The sequence below is a fragment of the Chitinophaga pinensis genome (assembly GCF_007896845.1).
Classification (GTDB): domain Bacteria; phylum Bacteroidota; class Bacteroidia; order Chitinophagales; family Chitinophagaceae; genus Chitinophaga; species Chitinophaga pinensis_C.
Window position 1 is genome coordinate 22,573 of record NZ_VOHS01000027.1, and the last position, 18,012, is coordinate 40,584.

General features: G+C 45.9%; 11 protein-coding genes. 10 read left to right on the plus strand and 1 reads right to left on the minus strand.

All coding sequences use genetic code 11. The features are described 5' to 3' along the window. Position 1: 1 nt before the first annotated feature. From ggt to FEF09_RS21345, 7 genes are all read left to right on the plus strand, one after another. The gene (gene ggt, locus FEF09_RS21315; RefSeq protein WP_146306984.1) at positions 2-1,702 is read left to right on the plus strand and encodes a gamma-glutamyltransferase; all 1,701 of its coding nucleotides are present in this window, start codon (positions 2-4) and stop codon (positions 1,700-1,702) included. Positions 1,703-1,723: 21 nt separating this feature from the next. Further along, positions 1,724-2,254, plus strand: a complete 531-nt coding sequence (locus FEF09_RS21320; protein ID WP_146306985.1) for a DUF1572 family protein — start codon at positions 1,724-1,726, stop codon at positions 2,252-2,254. Positions 2,255-2,260: 6 nt separating this feature from the next. Beyond that, positions 2,261-2,704, plus strand: coding sequence for a hypothetical protein (locus tag FEF09_RS21325; RefSeq protein WP_146306986.1), 444 nt, complete (start codon positions 2,261-2,263; stop codon positions 2,702-2,704). Positions 2,705-2,710: 6 nt separating this feature from the next. Continuing rightward, on the plus strand, positions 2,711-3,757 hold the full coding sequence (locus FEF09_RS21330; RefSeq protein ID WP_146306987.1) for a pyridoxal phosphate-dependent aminotransferase family protein: 1,047 nt from the start codon (positions 2,711-2,713) through the stop codon (positions 3,755-3,757). Positions 3,758-3,759: 2 nt separating this feature from the next. Next, complete coding sequence (locus tag FEF09_RS21335; RefSeq protein WP_146306988.1) at positions 3,760-4,638, plus strand: TraB/GumN family protein; 879 nt, start codon at positions 3,760-3,762, stop codon at positions 4,636-4,638. A 222-nt stretch (positions 4,639-4,860) separates the two neighbouring features. After that, positions 4,861-5,748: a TraB/GumN family protein gene (locus FEF09_RS21340; RefSeq protein ID WP_222597062.1), complete on the plus strand. Its 888-nt coding sequence runs from the start codon at positions 4,861-4,863 to the stop codon at positions 5,746-5,748. 258 nt (positions 5,749-6,006) lie between these two features. Continuing rightward, the gene (locus FEF09_RS21345; protein WP_146306990.1) at positions 6,007-10,737 is read left to right on the plus strand and encodes a translocation/assembly module TamB domain-containing protein; all 4,731 of its coding nucleotides are present in this window, start codon (positions 6,007-6,009) and stop codon (positions 10,735-10,737) included. 414 nt (positions 10,738-11,151) lie between these two features. Here the strand turns inward: FEF09_RS21345 and FEF09_RS21350 are convergent, their stop codons facing one another. Further along, the gene (locus FEF09_RS21350) at positions 11,152-12,354 is read right to left on the minus strand and encodes a bifunctional 3,4-dihydroxy-2-butanone-4-phosphate synthase/GTP cyclohydrolase II (protein ID WP_146306991.1); all 1,203 of its coding nucleotides are present in this window, start codon (positions 12,352-12,354) and stop codon (positions 11,152-11,154) included. Positions 12,355-12,725: 371 nt separating this feature from the next. Between FEF09_RS21350 and FEF09_RS21355 the strand changes: the two genes are divergently transcribed. From FEF09_RS21355 to FEF09_RS21365, 3 genes are all read left to right on the plus strand, one after another. Beyond that, a complete protein-coding gene (locus tag FEF09_RS21355; RefSeq protein WP_146306992.1) occupies positions 12,726-16,019 on the plus strand; it encodes a carboxypeptidase regulatory-like domain-containing protein in 3,294 nt (1,097 codons plus the stop codon). A 228-nt stretch (positions 16,020-16,247) separates the two neighbouring features. After that, a complete protein-coding gene (locus FEF09_RS21360; protein ID WP_146306993.1) occupies positions 16,248-17,108 on the plus strand; it encodes a hypothetical protein in 861 nt (286 codons plus the stop codon). Positions 17,109-17,121: 13 nt separating this feature from the next. Next, entirely contained in the window at positions 17,122-17,967 is an 846-nt protein-coding gene (locus FEF09_RS21365) for a hypothetical protein (RefSeq protein WP_146306994.1), read from the plus strand. Positions 17,968-18,012 lie beyond the last annotated feature (45 nt).

Sequence of the window (18,012 nt, forward strand, 5' to 3'; positions counted from 1 at the left end):
CATGCGCAAGGTTTCATTATTACTGGTTATGACCCTCACCAGTACAGCTTATGCTCAGCAGCGTCCTGTAAAGAACGACGCCTATCACTACAAAATAGAGAAAACGATCACTGCCTCACGTGGGGCGGTAGTATCAGCCCATCCGCTTGCGAGTCAGGCAGGATTACAGATGTTACAACAAGGAGGCAATGCAGTAGATGCGGCCATCGCCACACAGCTGGCACTGGCAGTTGTATATCCTGCTGCGGGCAATCTCGGTGGAGGCGGATTTATGGTCGCACATCTGAAAGATGGAAAGAATATAACGATCGATTACAGAGAAAAAGCGCCCGGCGCGGCCTCAAGAGATATGTATATCGACGCGAGTGGTAACGCCAATACCAGCCTGAGTCAGGACGGACATCTGGCAGCCGGCGTACCCGGCACCGTCGCTGGCCTGTTTGCCTCCCTACCCTATGCAAAACTGACGATACAGCAGCTGATTGCACCAGCCATCCTATTGGCAGAAAAAGGATTTGCCATTACGGAAAGAGAGGCCATATCACTGAACAGAACACAGGATAATTTCAAGCAACTGAATACACAGGGTAACGCTTTCATAAAAGCCACTCCGTGGAAAGCAGGCGATACACTCCTGCAGAAAGACCTCGCCGCCACCCTGAAAAGGATCAGAGACAATGGCAAAGCAGGTTTTTATGAAGGAGAAACAGCCCGTCTGATCGTTGCTGAGATGCAACGTGGACACGGCCTGATCACAGCAACGGATCTGAAAACATATGAAGCAAAAGAAAGAACAGCCGTTACCTTCGCCTACAAAAAATATAATATCGTGACCATGCCATTGCCTTCCAGCGGAGGTATCGCTTTACAGCAAATGATGGGTATGGTGGAGAAATATCCTCTGCATGACTGGGGCTTCCATTCCGTTGCAGCTATGCACCTGATGATAGAAGCAGAACGGCGCGCTTACGCAGACCGTGCAAAGTTTCTCGGTGATCCTGACTTCGTGAAAGTACCTGTAAAACAGCTGACGGATCCTGCTTATCTGCAGACGCGTATGCAGGACTTCGATCTGAAAAAAGCCAGCGTCAGCACCGCTGTTGCTGCCGGCAATATATATGAAAGCAAAGAAACCACTCACCTCTCTGTGATGGATAACGAAGGCAACGCCGTTGCTGTTACTACCACGCTCAATGGCGGGTATGGCTCAAAGGTAGTGGTAGGTGGTGCCGGCTTTTTCCTGAACAATGAAATGGATGACTTTAGCGTAAAACCGGGTGTGCCTAATATGTACGGATTGATAGGTGCAGAGGCGAATGCAGTCGCACCGGGTAAACGTATGCTCAGCTCCATGACACCTACTATCGTCCTGAAACAGGGTAAACCTTATATCGTAACAGGTACACCGGGTGGTTCCACCATTATCACCTCTGTATTTCAGACCCTTCTGAATCTGCTGGAATTTAACCTCTCCGCACAACAGGCGGTTGATGCACCAAAGTTTCACCACCAATGGTTGCCTGATGAAGTCTATGTAGAACCAGACTTTGATCAGACGCCACTGAACGGTCTGAAGCAAATGGGGTATAAAATCGTACCGGGCAGCCCTATTGGTCGTGTGGAACTGATCAGGATCAATGGAAAAGGACAACTGGAAGCAGTGGGCGACAAACGAGGTGACGACAGCGCTGCAGGTTATTGATAACAACAAAAACTATTTATCATGATAGGAAAGATATTTCTCGACAGCGTACTGAAAAGATTTGCCTATTATAAATCACTCGGCGATCAGACCATTGGGGCGCTGACAGCAGCACAACTACACTGGCAACCGGAAGGTGAGCCAAACAGCATCTACCTCATCATTAAACATATGAGTGGTAATATGCGCTCCCGCTGGACGGACTTCCTGACCAGTGACGGAGAAAAACCCTGGCGTAACAGGGACGTCGAGTTTGAAGCAGATGAGATACCCGAAGCAACGATCAGGCAATTGTGGGAAGATGGCTGGAAATGCATGCTGGATGCTATTGCGGCATTACAACCGGAGGATCTGGAAAAGACCGTATACATCCGCAGTGAACCACATATTGCACTCGATGCCATCAACAGGCAACTGGCACACCTCCCCTATCATGTAGGGCAAATTGTGTACATTGGCAAAATGATTAAAAAGAACGACTGGCAAAGTCTGTCTATTCCCAAAGGGAAATCGCAGGACTTCAATCAGGAAATGTTCGGCAAAAAACAATAATAAAACATGCGCATTCCATCACGGATCTTCCTGTTCATGGCCCTTTTAGCCATCGTATTCAGCGCCTGCAACAGCAGCCGCAACAACGAACTGCTCATCCATAAGAAATGGCGTGTATACGATGTAGTAGTGCCTCCGGGCAGTCCGTATGACAACACACAGATCACACAGGCGATCGACCTCAAAAGAGGTTATTATACCAATGTGTATTATCAGTTTCTGGATAATAACCTGTTCATTGCCACCATTGACAACAGACCTGATTCCGGCAGATATAAACTGCTGAGTGACGGGAAGATCATATCAGTGACAGCCGCCAACGGACTCCGTTCTGCGGCAGACAAGGTGACCGAAAACCTCGTAACAATAGTAAAGCTGGACGCTACACATTTTGATATGAAAGTGTATACCGGTGAGTACTATTTTATACTGAAAACAAAAGCTGAATAATTAAGCATGGAGGCACAGTTCACACATTCCACGCCCACCAGCACAAGTAATATAGCCGGAAAAGAATATCTCTTCTTTTCCGGCTTTTCTTATCTGGGGCTACATAGTCATCCGGCTTTCAAGGAACTCCTGAAAGAAGGCATTGACCGGTATGGTACGGTATTCATTTCTTCCAGAATTGCCAATACAAGACTGCATCTCTACGAAGAACTGGAACATGCGTTAGCTGTGCACCTGCGACAACAAGCTTCGGCCACATTCTCTTCCGGATATCTGGCCTCACAGGCAGCAGCACAATATGCAGCGACACAAGGAGAGTTATTGTATGCACCTAATGCCCATCCGGCATTAAGAACTAATAAACCGGCCATCCCGACAGATATCTGGGCAGACTGGGCTGCCAAAACAACAGAAAAAGTAAATGCGCATCCTGATCATACTTTTGTGATCGTTGCGGACGGAGTCAATCCTCTAAGCAGCACTATCAATGATTTCAGCTGGTTAAGTGAAATAAAACGGCAGGTATTGGTACTGATCGACGATTCGCATGGCATAGGAATTGTCTCAGATGATGGCAGTGGTATTATCAGTCGCTTACCGCAATTGTCTGCGGTTCGCTATCTGCTATCCGCGTCACTGGCAAAGGCTTATAGTACGGAAGGAGGCGTTGTGGCCGGACATGCAGGGCATATTGCTGCTATCAAAAAAACAGCCTTATTCACAGGCGCCACACCGATGATGCCCGCTAATGCGTGGGCATTCCTGCAAAGCTTTCCTTTACATACTGCTCAGCTTACGCTGTTGCAGCAGCAGATCCGGCACTTTGAAGCGCTGGCAAAGGGAATAGGGTATCTGTATAATCCTTTTCATTTGCCCATTTTTCTGCTGAAGGATCGTGCAGGCATAGAAAAGTACCTGCTGGACCATGACATTATGATCTCGTCTTTTGGCTATCCGAATCCTGATAGTCCGCCGGTGAACCGGATCATTATCTCCGCCCAGCACAGTGACAAAGATCTGGAAGTATTGCACACATTACTCATAAACCAATAAGTATGTTACTTAAAAAGATCGGTACACTGCTGCTTTGCAGTTTTTCATTGTTAACCGCCAAAGCTCAGCAACAACCCAAAGAAAAGTCTTCCCTCTTATGGGAAATCTCCGGTAAAGACCTTAAAAGCCCTTCCTGGTTATATGGTACCATCCATATTGTTTGCCAGGACGACCTGCATTTCTCCACCGCTACCAGGGATGCTATTAAACAGGCTAAGTCATTATTCCTTGAGATCGATATGTCTGATCCGCAGGAAATGCAGTCCCTGCAGGCAGCGATGATGATGCCGGAAGGTTATTCCTTTAAAAGCTTTGTCAGTGAAGCCGAATACAAACAATTAAAAGAATGGTGTCAGGACTCTATGCATCTGGACGTAGCGGTACTTGACAGATTTAAACCGCTTGTATTGCTGTCGCTGATCACCAGACAGTATTTTACTTCTGTTTGCCAGAACCCGGCTTATTGTGAAGCAGAACTGGTAAAGCTTGCACAGGAGCAGCAATTGCCTGTTCACGGACTGGAAAAAGCACTTGATCAGGTTGCCATATTCGACAGTATTCCTGATAAGGAAGAAGCACAGATGATCCTGAAAACCATCGGTGAACCTGAGAAAACACGCGAAACCTATTCTCAGATGTTACAATCTTACCGCGCACAAGATGTGACCGCACTCGCCAAACTGATGACCGAAACAGAAGACATGGTACGCTATAAAGATATTCTGCTGGATGCCCGTAACCGTAACTGGGTGCCACTTATTGCAGCAGCAGCGGCGAAAGAACCTACTTTCTTTGCAGTAGGCGCAGGACATCTGGGTGGTAATACCGGCGTTATTGCATTATTGCGCAAGCAGGGATATACAGTGAAGCCAGTACAATAAGCTCCCACCCATCAATGATAGCCGGCATGTCCTGCATGCCTCAGGTCATTCAGGGGGATGACAATTCAATTGTCTATATAGCTGATACAGCTATGAACTATGGCGCAATTCTGCTAATTTCGCCCCATAAAATCCCGCAACCTGAAACGAATACCTAAGAAACCAGCCATTATACTCCTGAGTATATCAGGGCTTATTGCTTTGACAATTGTCCTGATGAAGATGCCAGCAGTAAAGCTGTTTAAAACGCATACGGAGACAGACCGGCTATCTGCACAACAAACAAAAGATACTGCAGTTACATCATCCCTGCTGTGGAAGATATCCGGCAATGACCTGGAAAAACCATCGTGGCTCTACGGGATAATAGATGTATTCTGTTCACAACAGCCTCACATACCTGAGGCTGTACGCACCGCGCTGAAACAATCACGTTCATTATATCTTCCAACAGATATACTTGTGCCGGGCCCTGAAAAGGAAAAGGCAATACGGGCAGCTATAACGATGCCAGAAGGATATTCGTTCAAAAAGCTATTCAGTGAAGCAGAATACAAAGAGCTCCGTGAATGGTTTCCCGACTCTCTGAAAACGCGCCTGGCATCGATGGACAGAGTCAGACCAGCAATCATAAATGCGCTGATTATATATATGGCTTTCGCACCATTTTGCAAAGAGCAGGTGTATGATGGTACAGAACTGGTAAAACTTGCGCAGGCGCAGCAATTGCCCGTATTTGGACTGGAAGAAATAGCCGATGAAATAGCTGTGGCTGACAGTATCCCGGATGAAGAAGAAGCACAGATGATGCTCAAAATAATCAGAAATCCCCAAAAAATGGATAGCTTATTTCGTGGAATTATCAATGCCTACAAAATACAGGATATTGATTCAATTCTCATAGCAATGACGGCTACAGAAGATATGCAACGTCATAAAGCCATGATGCTGGACCACCGTAACTATAAATGGGCACCTCTCATTATCGATCAGGCTCTCTGGGCACCTTCATTCTTTGCTATACCAGCCGTTCACCTGGGTGGCAGCACAGGACTGGTCGCATTACTCCGTAAAGAAGGCTATACGGTCACTCCTGTGCTCATGCAATAAACTGTTAAATTCCTGTTACAAACGCCCATTTACAGACGACAAACAGTGATCCCGCGTTCTCATGGGGGTTCTATCAACACATCACCGGATATTAAATCGTTGCATTCATAGACTATTCAGCTATGGACTATGGACTAATTCAACTATTTTTGCCGGATTAAATCTCGCAGCCTGAAAAAAGTACGCAAAATATTAACTGTAATCCTTCTGAGTTTACTGGGCCTTGTTATCCTGATAAGCGTCCTCGTAAATATTCCGGTGGTACAGAACTTCCTTGTACATGAGGCCACAAGCCGGCTATCCCAACAACTAAAGACGAAAGTTGAAATAGAGCACGTCAATATACGGCTCTTTAACAGTCTGCGGTTGGAAGGAACCCTGATCGAGGATCGTCATAAAGACACCCTGCTGTATGCCCGTGTACTACAATTGCGTATTACAGACTGGTTCTTCTTTCAGGAAAAGCCCGTACTGAAGTTCATAGGACTGGAAGATGCTGATGTGAACCTGATCCGTCACAGAAATGACTCCTTATGGAACTATCAGTTTATCATCGACGAATTCAGTGCCCCACCAGATACCACACACAAGAAAAAGGAAGGAAGCGGAGGCATATCCCTTGATCTGCGTAAAACGGACCTGCGCAATGTCCGTATCAATCAGATAGACGCCTGGATCGGTGAAGACATGCGTGTGGCTGCTAAACGCATTTATCTGGATGCCAAGAATATAGATCTCAATCTGCATAACATTGATATACAGGAACTGACACTGGATAAGCCTACGTTTATCATTACCCGGTACCCGGCTTCTCCACTTCGCAAGAAGAGACCTGCACCACCCGCACCCGAACTGACAGATACCGCTGCCATACCAGCCTTACGCTGGAACAGCGCCAACTGGAAGTTGCTCGTAAAAGAGATTTCCATCAAGGACGGTACACTGGGAGTAGATGATCTGGAAGATTCTACAAAGATTGAAGCAGGCTATTTCGCCCCCAACCATATCCGTTTCAATAGTATCAATCTCTCTCTGGCTAATACAAGTATGGTAAAGGACAGTATCCTCGGCGATCTGACCATGAGCACCAAAGAGCGTTGCGGTTTCGAGGTAAAGAAACTGACTGCACGCTTTAAGATGTCGCCGGTGGAAATGGAGTTCTCCCACATGGACCTCATGACCAACCGTAGCCATCTGCGGGATTACTATACCATGCAATATGCTGATATCAGCAACATGAATGACTATGTAGATGCCGTTTATATGCGCGCACATATCGTGAACAGTAAACTGCATTCTGATGATATTGCCTACTTTGCACCGATCCTGTCCGACTGGAAAAAAGAGATCCTGCTGAACGGAGACGCCAGAGGCCCTGTCAGCAATCTGAAAGCTAACAACATTGAATTACAGGCCGGTACAACCACCCGTTTACTCGGAGGTATTGAACTGCGCGGCCTGCCTGATATCAACAACACCTCCATTGATTTTCATGCAGATGAACTGCTGACCACCGGTGCAGATATCCTTAGTATCGCGCCGGAGTTAAGGAATACAGATCCATTAAGGCTGGACCGCCTGACCAACATCCGTTTTGCGGGTAGTTTCACAGGATTCGTAAGTGACTTCGTTGCCTATGGTAAGTTCCAGACCAATCTGGGTAACCTGAACTCGGATATCAACTTCAAAACGAGCAAGGATATACCGGTGTATTCCGGTAGTCTGACAACAGATGCCTTTAACGTGGGTAGCCTCTTAGGTGTACCTGAACTGACCAGCATTTCCCTCAGCGCAAAACTGAACGGCGAAGGCTTCAACTTCAAGACACTGAAGGCCGCAGTAGATGCAGATGTACAACAGATCACGCTTAACGGATACTCTTATAGCAATATCAAGACGAAAGGCGATATGAACCGCAAGTTCTTCAACGGTTCACTGACTGCCAATGATCCGAACCTCGATATGGATTTTGCAGGTACTATTGACTTCAATGAAGAGGTACCCATATTCGACTTTGATGCTGACATCCGTCACAGTAATCTACGCGCCTTACAGCTGACAAAAGATTCCATTATGCTGCAGGCAAAACTGGCACTTAACTTTGCCGGTAGCAATATTGATAACTTTAACGGTTCTGCGAGAGTATACAACGTATCCCTGTTCAAAGACCAGCGCAGACTGGAATTTGACTCCCTCAACGTGTCCACTCACTTTGAGAATAATGTAAAAGTACTGGCGATACAGGGTAGTGAAATCGGCGGGTATGTAAAAGGTAATTACAGCTTCATGCAGTTACCAGACGCCTTCCGGCTCTTATTGAACAAATACTATCCGAGCTACTTCCCCGATGCGCCAAAAGATAATATCCAGCAGGATTTCTCTTTTGCATTCAATATGGGACAAGTAGACAAACTGATCCGTGGCTTCTCTAAAGACATTTCTGGTTTTGATAATTCTACTGTAGAAGGCTCACTGAATACAATCAAAGGAAATCTGGCCCTGCAGGTGAATGTACCGCTGGCCTCCTACAGAAATTTCCATTTTGAAGACCTGCAACTGAAGAGTTCCGGTAACTTCAATAAGATTGATATCAGCACAAGTATCGGAAAAGTCTCTTCCGGCGATCGGGTATGGCTACAGCATCCGCTGATACTGGCAAACTCCGGACGGGATACTTCCTATATCAAAGTAGACCTTCAGGCTGGCGACTCTTCCAGTCTGGATGGATTCTATGCCCGCGTGGTGACCGTACAGGAAGGCGTCAAGGTGAGTTTCCTCAACAGCGCCTTTACAGTAAACGAGCGACAATGGAATGTGACACCGGGCAACGAGATCTACTGGAGCAAAGACTTCCTGACAATCAATAATCTGCAGGTAACGAGAAATGAGCAGAGCATTACGGTGGAAACCAATGAGTTCAATCCGGATGAGTCACGGTTCATCGTGAATCTGAAGAACCTTAATCTGACAGACGTAATCCCTTCCCAGCTAACCGCCTTGCGTATTGAAGGCTTTGCTGACGGGAAAATAGATATTTCCGATCCGATACATAATCTTGCTGTTGATGCCAATATCACAACCAGCGAATTACGTATTGATAACGACTCCATTGGTCTGGTAGCTTTTGAAGGTGGATACAGACAGGAGACTGATGACGTGACCTTTTCAGTACGATCAGAAAATAAAGGAAAGAACCTCTTCGCAGAAGGCCTGATCGGCGTGTCTGAGACTAATAACAGACTGGAAGCCAATGTAGAGCTAAATGGCACCTCCCTCAGTATACTGGACCGTTTTGTCAATGAGTATGTAACTGATCTGAAAGGCAATGTGAGCGGAAAGCTGTCTGTTGCCGGTACTACCAAAGTCCCGTCGGTCCGGGGGAATCTGCGTATTGACAGTGTGGGGGTCAGGGTATTATACCTTGGTACCCGTTATACCATTCCACGACTGAATGTCAATGTGGACGATAACCTTATAGAATTCGGTAACTTCTCTATCGTCGATAAGAATAACAGCAGGGCGAGTGCCAGCGGTTATATCTCTCACGATCATTTCAATAACCTGAACTTCGACTTTGACGTAACTGCCCGCAACTTTGTCTTCCTTAATACGGGTGCGGCAGACAGCGACCTGTTTTATGGAGATGTAATTTCAGATGGTAAGGTGTATTTCTCCGGTCCGCTGAATGATCTTCAATTGCGTATTCAGGCCCGACCGGGTAAAGGCACACACTTCTATCTCCCCTTATCAGATAGTAAAGACATTGGCCGTTCTGACTATATCACTTTCAAATCCTATGGTACAGAACTGAAGGAAGAAAAGAAAAAGAAGAAGGACAACGTACGTCTGAACGTGAAACTGGATATTTCGGCTACGCCGGATGCGCAGATCGACGTGATTATGGATGCTGCTTCCGGTGATATGATCTCCGCAAATGGTAACGGTAACCTCCAGATTATGGTGAATACTGAGGGAGACTTCAATATGTTTGGTAACTATGAGATCGTTTCCGGATCTTACAATTTCACCCTGCAAAGGCTGACCAGCTGGAAATTCGACATTGATAAGAGCAGTACCATCACCTGGAATGGTGATCCGAATGAAGCCAAAGTAGACGTTCACGCCAAATACACCCTGCCTAAAGTCAGTCTGTACAACCTTGTGGGCACTGCCTCTACTGCAAGCGACAAACTGGCTACCCGTACTGAAAGAGTGGACATCCTGATCAATCTGCGGAATGAGCTGATGAAACCGGATATTACTTACGAGATCAACCTGCCGGAAGTAGGGTCACTGGCTTATGAAAGTGGCGTTGCTGCCAAGCTGCGTGAGGTGAATCAGGACCAGAACAAAGCACTGCAACAGATGGCCGGCCTCCTGTTGTTCAACCAGTTCCTGCCGGAAGATCCTAACTCCGCCGGCGGTGCAAACGTGGCAACTACCGGTAAGAACAGTGTGGGACAGGCATTGAGTGCACAGGCATCAGCCATCCTGAATAATATTACCGGTGTACTGCTGAAAAACAGTGGTATCGGTATCAACGTGAACTACCGCGCCTATAACATTGGTAATCAGGACAATGCCTCGCTTGACCGTAATCAGGTAAGCGCCGGTGTGACCAGTAACCTCTATAACAACAGGATCAGATTATATGTGGGTGGCGACTATGATTGGGGGAAGGCGAATACATCGGCTAATGCAAACCGTTTCGCAGGTGACTTCCGTGCGGAGTATCTGCTGACACCGGAAGGCCGTGTTCGTATCAATGCGTTTAGCAAATCGGATTATGATGTGTATAACCTTGTAAACCGTAACAAGGCTGGTCTGGGTATTTCTTACGTACGTGAGTATAATAAGTTCTCGGAGCTGTTTAATGAACGGAACAGGCGTCGTATGCTGGATTCTATGCGTAGAGCGGAAGCAGCGAGATTAGAAGAGAAAGAGCGGGAAGACAGAAGGGAAGATTCGATAAAGAGAGTTAAGAATTAATATTCAATTAGTTAAACCTGACATTGTCCTGAAGACCAGCAAATTAAAGACAGGCATAGGACAGTTGTAAGGGTGTAGATGAGGTGGATCTGATACGGGCCTGAGATACTGTAAAGCCGGAGAAAAGGTGGACTTGATCTGGAGATGAGGTGGACTTGATATGAACCTGAGACGCTATAAAGGCGGAGAAAACGTGGACTTGATATGGAGATGAGGTGGACTTGATATGGACCTGAGAAGCTATAAAGGCGAAGAAAACGTGGACTTGATATGGAGATGAGGTGGACTTGATATGGCATTAATGCGATCTATATATAGTTAATATAAAAGTGAAGGCGCTTCCGGACCGGAGGCGCCTTCACTTTTATATTAACTTTTGCAACGATCTCCGCTGCATTTGAATTCCTGCTTGCATTACCCTTTGAGGATCTCATGTCCTAACTTATCACGTTTGGTCTTGAGATAGAACTCGTTATGTGGGTTTGGATGTACCTCGATCGCTACATTTTCCACGATTTCAAGACCGTATCCTTTCAGACCGGCTCTTTTACGCGGGTTATTAGTGATCAGGCGCATTTTGGAGATGTTCATATGACGGAGGATCTGTGCTCCGACGCCATAGTCGCGTTCATCCATTTTGAAACCCAGTTCGAGGTTAGCCTGTACGGTATCGCGGCCTTCTTCCTGCAGTTTATAAGCTTTCAGTTTGTTGAGCAGACCGATACCACGACCTTCCTGATTCATGTACAGGATCAGGCCTTTCCCTTCACGTTCTACCATTTCCATGGCTTTATGCAGCTGTTCGCCACAATCACAACGGAGGGAATGGAGGATATCGCCGGTTACGCAGGAAGAGTGAATGCGAACCAGTACGGGTTCACCTTTTTCCCAGGTACCTTTTTTCAGTGCCATGTGCAGGTCACCTGAGTTGAGCTGTTTAAAAGCGACGAGTTCGAAATCACCGTATTCAGTTGGCATGTTTACGGTTACCTGTTCCTCGATCAGGGTTTCTTTTTCGAGGCGGTATTCGATCAGGTCTTTTATGGAGATCAGTTTCAGGTTAAACTGGTTGGCAATTTCGCGTAATTCCGGGAGGCGTGCCATGGAACCGTCTTCGTTCATGATTTCCACCAGTACACCAGCAGGTTCGAATCCGGCCAGTCTGGCCAGGTCGATGGTTGCTTCGGTATGGCCGGTACGACGAAGTACGCCACCACTTTTTGCTTTCAGGGGGAAGATATGTCCCGGTTTGCCCAGTTCTTCCGGACGGGTATTAGGATCAATCAGGGCCTGTACGGTCTTGGCGCGGTCGTGAGCCGAGATGCCGGTGGTGCAGCCGTGACCCAGCAGGTCAACGGATACAGTAAAGGGAGTCTGGTGCAGAGCAGTGTTATCACGCACCATCATTTCCAGTTTCAGTTCCTCGCAACGCTCCTCCACCAGGGGGGCACATATTAAACCACGGCCGTAACGGCTCATGAAATTGATGATCTCCGGTGTAACGTTCCTTGCTGCTGTAACAAAATCTCCTTCATTCTCCCTGTCTTCATCATCTACCACTATTACCAGCTTACCATTCCTGATATCTTCTATGGCTGATTCTATTGTATCTAACATAGAGCTTTATTATAGATTAATGTGCAAAGTTATGGTAAAATAAGAACTGTTCACTTTCCTTTCTGCTTACTTTCAGGTAAGCCGATGCATATATTATTATATGTATATCAATCTCTCATTGATAAAACCGAATAATTTGACAACGTACGCGGCTATAAATAAGGTATTTAAAAGTTTTCTATTCGATTTTTTAGAAATTACGAAGCAATTTCTTGAACAAACTCAATGAAATGGCTGTTAAAACTGGCAACTGTCCAAAATTGTATCCTATAAGCCTAATGAGATCAATCGCATAACAATTTGTTAATTTCAAGTTAAAATTCGTTAGGATTTATTCCCCAATTTTGCGTCATAAATCAAACTGCTCTTATATGGGATTTAGAAGACTACTATTTACATTCATTGTTCTGTTTAGCACAATCACTTCGTTTGCGCAGGTAACTACCAGTAGTATGATTGGTAAAATTACCGGACCTTCGAAGGAGGCGTTACCCGGGGCTACCGTTGTTGTGATCCATCTGCCCTCAGGTACCAAATACGGAACAACCACCGATGCGGAAGGTTACTACCGTATCCCCAACATGAACGTTGGTGGTCCTTACAAAGTAACATCTACCTTTATCGGTTACACTGAATTCAACCAGAGCGATATCTTCCTCGCACTCGGTCAGCCATTCAGACTGAACATCAGCCTTGGCGAAAAAGCCCAGGACATCAAAGAAGTACAAGTAGTTGGTCAAAGAAGCTCTGTCTTCAATTCCAGCCGTAAGGGTGCACAGACTACCCTGAACCGTACACAGGTTGAAGCACTGCCTTCAGTAGGTAGAAACCTGACCGACTTTGTACGTTTAACGCCACAGGCGAAACTGACCAAAGATGGTAGCGGTAACCAGACTATCTCCATCGCAGGTACCAGCAACAAGTACAACGCTACTTTCGTGGATGGTGCGGTACAGAACGATGTATTCGGTCTGGCTGAAAATGGTACCAATGGTGGTCAGATCGGTATTTCTCCGTTCAGCATCGACATCATTGACCAGTTCAATATCAACGTATCTCCGTTTGACGTTAAACAGGGTGGTTTCGCCGGGGGCGCCATCAACGCCGTAACCAAAAGCGGTACTAATGAAATAGAAGGTTCTGCATACTACTTTGTACGTAATGAAAGTCTGGCTGGTAAAACACCTACCAAAGACGAAAGCAAACGTACCAAACTGGCAGATTTCTCTTCCAAAACATACGGTGCACGTTTAGGTGGTCCGATCATCAAGAATAAACTGTTCTACTTCATCAACGCCGAGTGGCAGAAAGAAAACCGTCCGCAGCCATTCATCTACGACACCTATGCGAACGGTCGTGCTACTCCTGCATCAAGAGCTCAGCTGGATGCACTGGAAGCTAAACTGCGTTCAGCTGGTTACGATCCGGGAGGATACGAGACAACTGAAAATACATTGGATGGCCGCAAATTCTTCGCAAGAATCGACTGGAACATTAACGAATCCAACAAATTCACTATCCGTCACCAGTATACACACGGTGAAAGCGTAAGCCCTGGTAAATCCAGCGCCTCAACTATCACCTTCTCTAACAAAGGTATCTCCTTCCCTTCTACCACCAATGCTACCACTGCTGAGCTGAAAAGCCAGTTTGGTAACAGGGCGTCTAACTCCCTGTTGTTAGGTGCTAACTTCGTAAGAGACGATCGTGGTATCACCGGTGCTCCATACACTTCAGTATTCATTTCAAGAGAATCTATCAGCTTCGGTACAGAAGAGTTTTCTGCAGCTAACCTGCTGAAACAGGATGTACTGACCCTGACCGATAACCTGGAACTGTACAGAGGTAAACACACCATCTCTTTGGGTACAAGTAATGAGTTCTATAATATGACCAACGTATTCATCGGTCAGAACTTTGGTTCTTATACCTTCGCTACCCTGGATGATTTCATGAATGATAAATCACCAACCCAGTACAACCGTTCATTCTCCGCTGTAGATAAAACTACCGGTGATAACACTAATGGTGCGGCTAAATTCAAAGCACTGCAATTAGGTCTGTATGCACAGGACGACTACCAGGTAAGCGATCGTTTACGTTTATCACTGGGTGTTCGTGCTGATCTGCCTATGCTGCTGACTGATCCTGCTGTAAACAACGATTTCAATACCAACGTACTGCCTCAGGTAGTTGCTGCTGGTAAATGGGATATCAAAGGTGCACAGACAGGTGTTAAGCCAGACGCTAAGATCCTGCTGTCTCCACGCTTTGCCTTCAACTGGGACGTGAAAGGTGATCAGACTACCCAGATCCGTGGTGGTGCAGGTATCTTCACCAGCCGTATCCCTTATGTTTGGTTAGGTGGTATCTATAATAACAACGGTGTTACCCTCGGTGGTATGAGACTCGCCTACGATTCTACCAAACCAACCGGCGGTACCAACAACCCGATTCCTTTTGTATCTGATCCTTATGCTCAGCCTAGCATTACTGCTGCGCCATCAGGTAAGATCGACCTGTTTGCAAAAGATTTCAAATTCCCACAGGTATTCAGAACCAGCATTGCTGTTGATCAGAAATTACCCTGGGGTATGGTGGGTAGCTTAGAAGCAATCTATACCAAGAATATCAACAACGTTGCTTACTACAACCTGTCATACATCCCTGCTGGTACTAATGTAACCGGTAGCGGTAGTGACAATCGTCCTATGTGGAAGAATGTAGGTAAATCAGTTCTGGGTAACTACACAGATATCATGTATGCTGATAACACCAGCAAAGGTTATTCTTACAACCTGACTGCTCAGTTACAGAAAACCTTCTACGGTGGTTTCAGCGCCATGGCTGCTTACACTTACGGTCGCTCCAAGAGCATCAATGACGGTCAGTCTTCTCAGAACTCTTCTCAGTGGAGAGTTGCTAACATCAGAGGTCGTAACGATATCGACCTGGGTAACTCCATCTTCGATCTGGGTTCAAGGATCATCGCTTCTGTAACTTATAAGAAAGAATACCTGAAACACTTCGGTACGACTGTTACCCTGTATTACACTGGTCAGTCCGGCGAAAGATTCTCTTATGGTTACAGAGATATTCCTAACACCAACATCGTTGGCGACTACAATGGTTCCAGCAGTGATAAAGGCCTGAACCTGATCTACATCCCAAGAAGTGCATCAGAGATCAACCTCGTATCTTATCAGGCTAACGGTGCTATCGTTACTCCGGAACAACAGTGGGCTGCATTGGATGCGTTCATCAACGGTGACAAATACCTGAGCAAACACAGAGGTGAATATGCACCGAAGAATGGTCTGAGAACTCCGTTCACACACATCTTCGACCTGCACATTGCACAGGATATCTACATCACCCAGAAAAATGGTAAACGTCATACTTTACAGATCTCCTTCGACGTATTCAACCTGGGTAACATGATCAATAATGACTGGGGTCGCGTATACTCTACCCGTACAGGTATGAGCTACAACAACTACGGTCTGATTGACTTCGTTGGTTTTGCTGCTAACGGAACTACTCCGACTTATAACTTTAAGGCTCCTACCAAATATGACAACAAGACTGTTGCCCAGATCGATGATTTCGGTTTACAGTCTGCCCGTTGGCAGGGTCAGCTGGGCTTCCGCTATATCTTCAGATAAGCAGTATTCAGCTAAAAAATATAAAAAAACGTTCCGCTCAGGCGGAACGTTTTTTTTTGCTACCTGTTCACACTGAGCAACTTAACGAACACCCGTTTGCGTTAACCTAAATTTAGCGCAATTGCAGGCCCACAAAGTGATACACACATTTAAAATAAGACATATATTTGTACCCTGGACTGTATCTGAGGATACAACCGGGCTATTATAAACGGTCCCTATTACCCTATGAGAAAGATCCTGCTAAGCGCAGTACTCCTTACATCATTGTTCGCTTCCTGTAAAAAGGAAGATGCACCCGTTACGGAAGATCCCATTCCAAAGGACCGGGTATTCTTTACACTCGACGGTGGTAGTATGAGAAATTACACCATGTTACAACTCGATGACAAACAACGGGTTGATTACTACATAATAGCCGATCTTGACAAAAATTACTACTTCAGACAGGACCCGATATTCGATGCAGACGGTCGCATGACCGGCATGAACACCAATTCAGAAGCGGATCCATCTGCCCTGTTGAAGACAGCCACATTCGCTTACAACAGCAACAATAAACTGATCATTATCAATCATATATCCCCTACTACCTGGAACCGTCTGAGTTACGACAGTCTGGCATACAATGGAGAGGGAAAACTGTCTGCTATCTATCATAGTAAACCGAACAACGACGTCACACCACAATTCGCCTTTTACAGCAAGGAGACGATGGTATGGGACAGCAAGAGCAACATCATTGCCAGACACATATTGCCCTTCTCCGGCGATACGGAAGGCAAGGATACCATCAGCACTGCTGCCTACACCTATGACGACGCGATCAATTTCATGATAAAACCGGCGGATCTGTTTGTAATGGATCTAAACAATGGTATCACCTGGTTGTCCGCCAATAACCCGCTTACGCAGGTAACAAGATACCCTTCGGGTGATTCGGTGGTAACAATCAGCAACTTATACACTTATGACAAAGGTAATTATCCGGATTCGGTCTTTCGCACCAGAAAGGCTACGCAAGGCGGTGCCGAAGTGTATAACAATACCAACAAATTTGCTATCAAGTATAAAATTCTCGACAAATAACTGCTCATAATACATGATTAGACTTCTACTAACTGCAGCTTTATTTATCACATGCTTTGCTTCCTGTAAGAAGGACGATGGTCCGCAGGGAGAAAGAGCTTTTTCCACCATGGAACCTCAGAACGATCGTGGTCTGAAAACCAGCTCCTACTCTTATGACAGACGTAACAGAGTAGCGATCTTCCAGACTTCAGATATAACAGCGGAAGATTTTCACTCTGAAATGATCCGTTTTGACACCGCAGGCAAAATCTCCTTTACATACGTTTCCAATGAGTTAGGTAGTGTAGGTGCGAAGGCGAAAGAAGTAGAGTATGATGCGGAAGGCAGAGTCGGAAAAGTTATATTATTCTCTTCTTACAGTGGATTGAAAGACGGTTATGACAGTCTTGCGTATGATAATGCCAACAAGATAGTAGGCATTTATCATTATGAAATAGACGGTGTAATTGCTCCTTATCTGTTGACACGCAAAGACCTCATGGTGAGAGATGCGAGAGGCAGAGTGACTGATCGCCGTGAGATACCGGTATACAGAAACACTGAAAGCACCCGTATCACGACCATTACCTATACCTATGATGAGAAGCCGAACTATAAAGGCGCGTCTTTTACGCACTTTATATTCGATACAGAAGAAAGCGCCGGCTGGATGTCTTCCAACAACGTGCTTACAAAAACGACACAGTATCCTGATGGCTCTGTACAGACTATCACGAATTCCTATACTTACGATGGTGACAGCTTCGCAACATCCGTTAATCAGAACGAGCAGCTGACAAGAGGTGGCACGATGGTCTCCAACAAAACCACTTCGTACAATCTGAAGTATACGTTCCTGCTTCCGAGCGATCTGTAATTTACCGCAGGTCAATATCCGCTTTAACCTGTACCAATATATTAA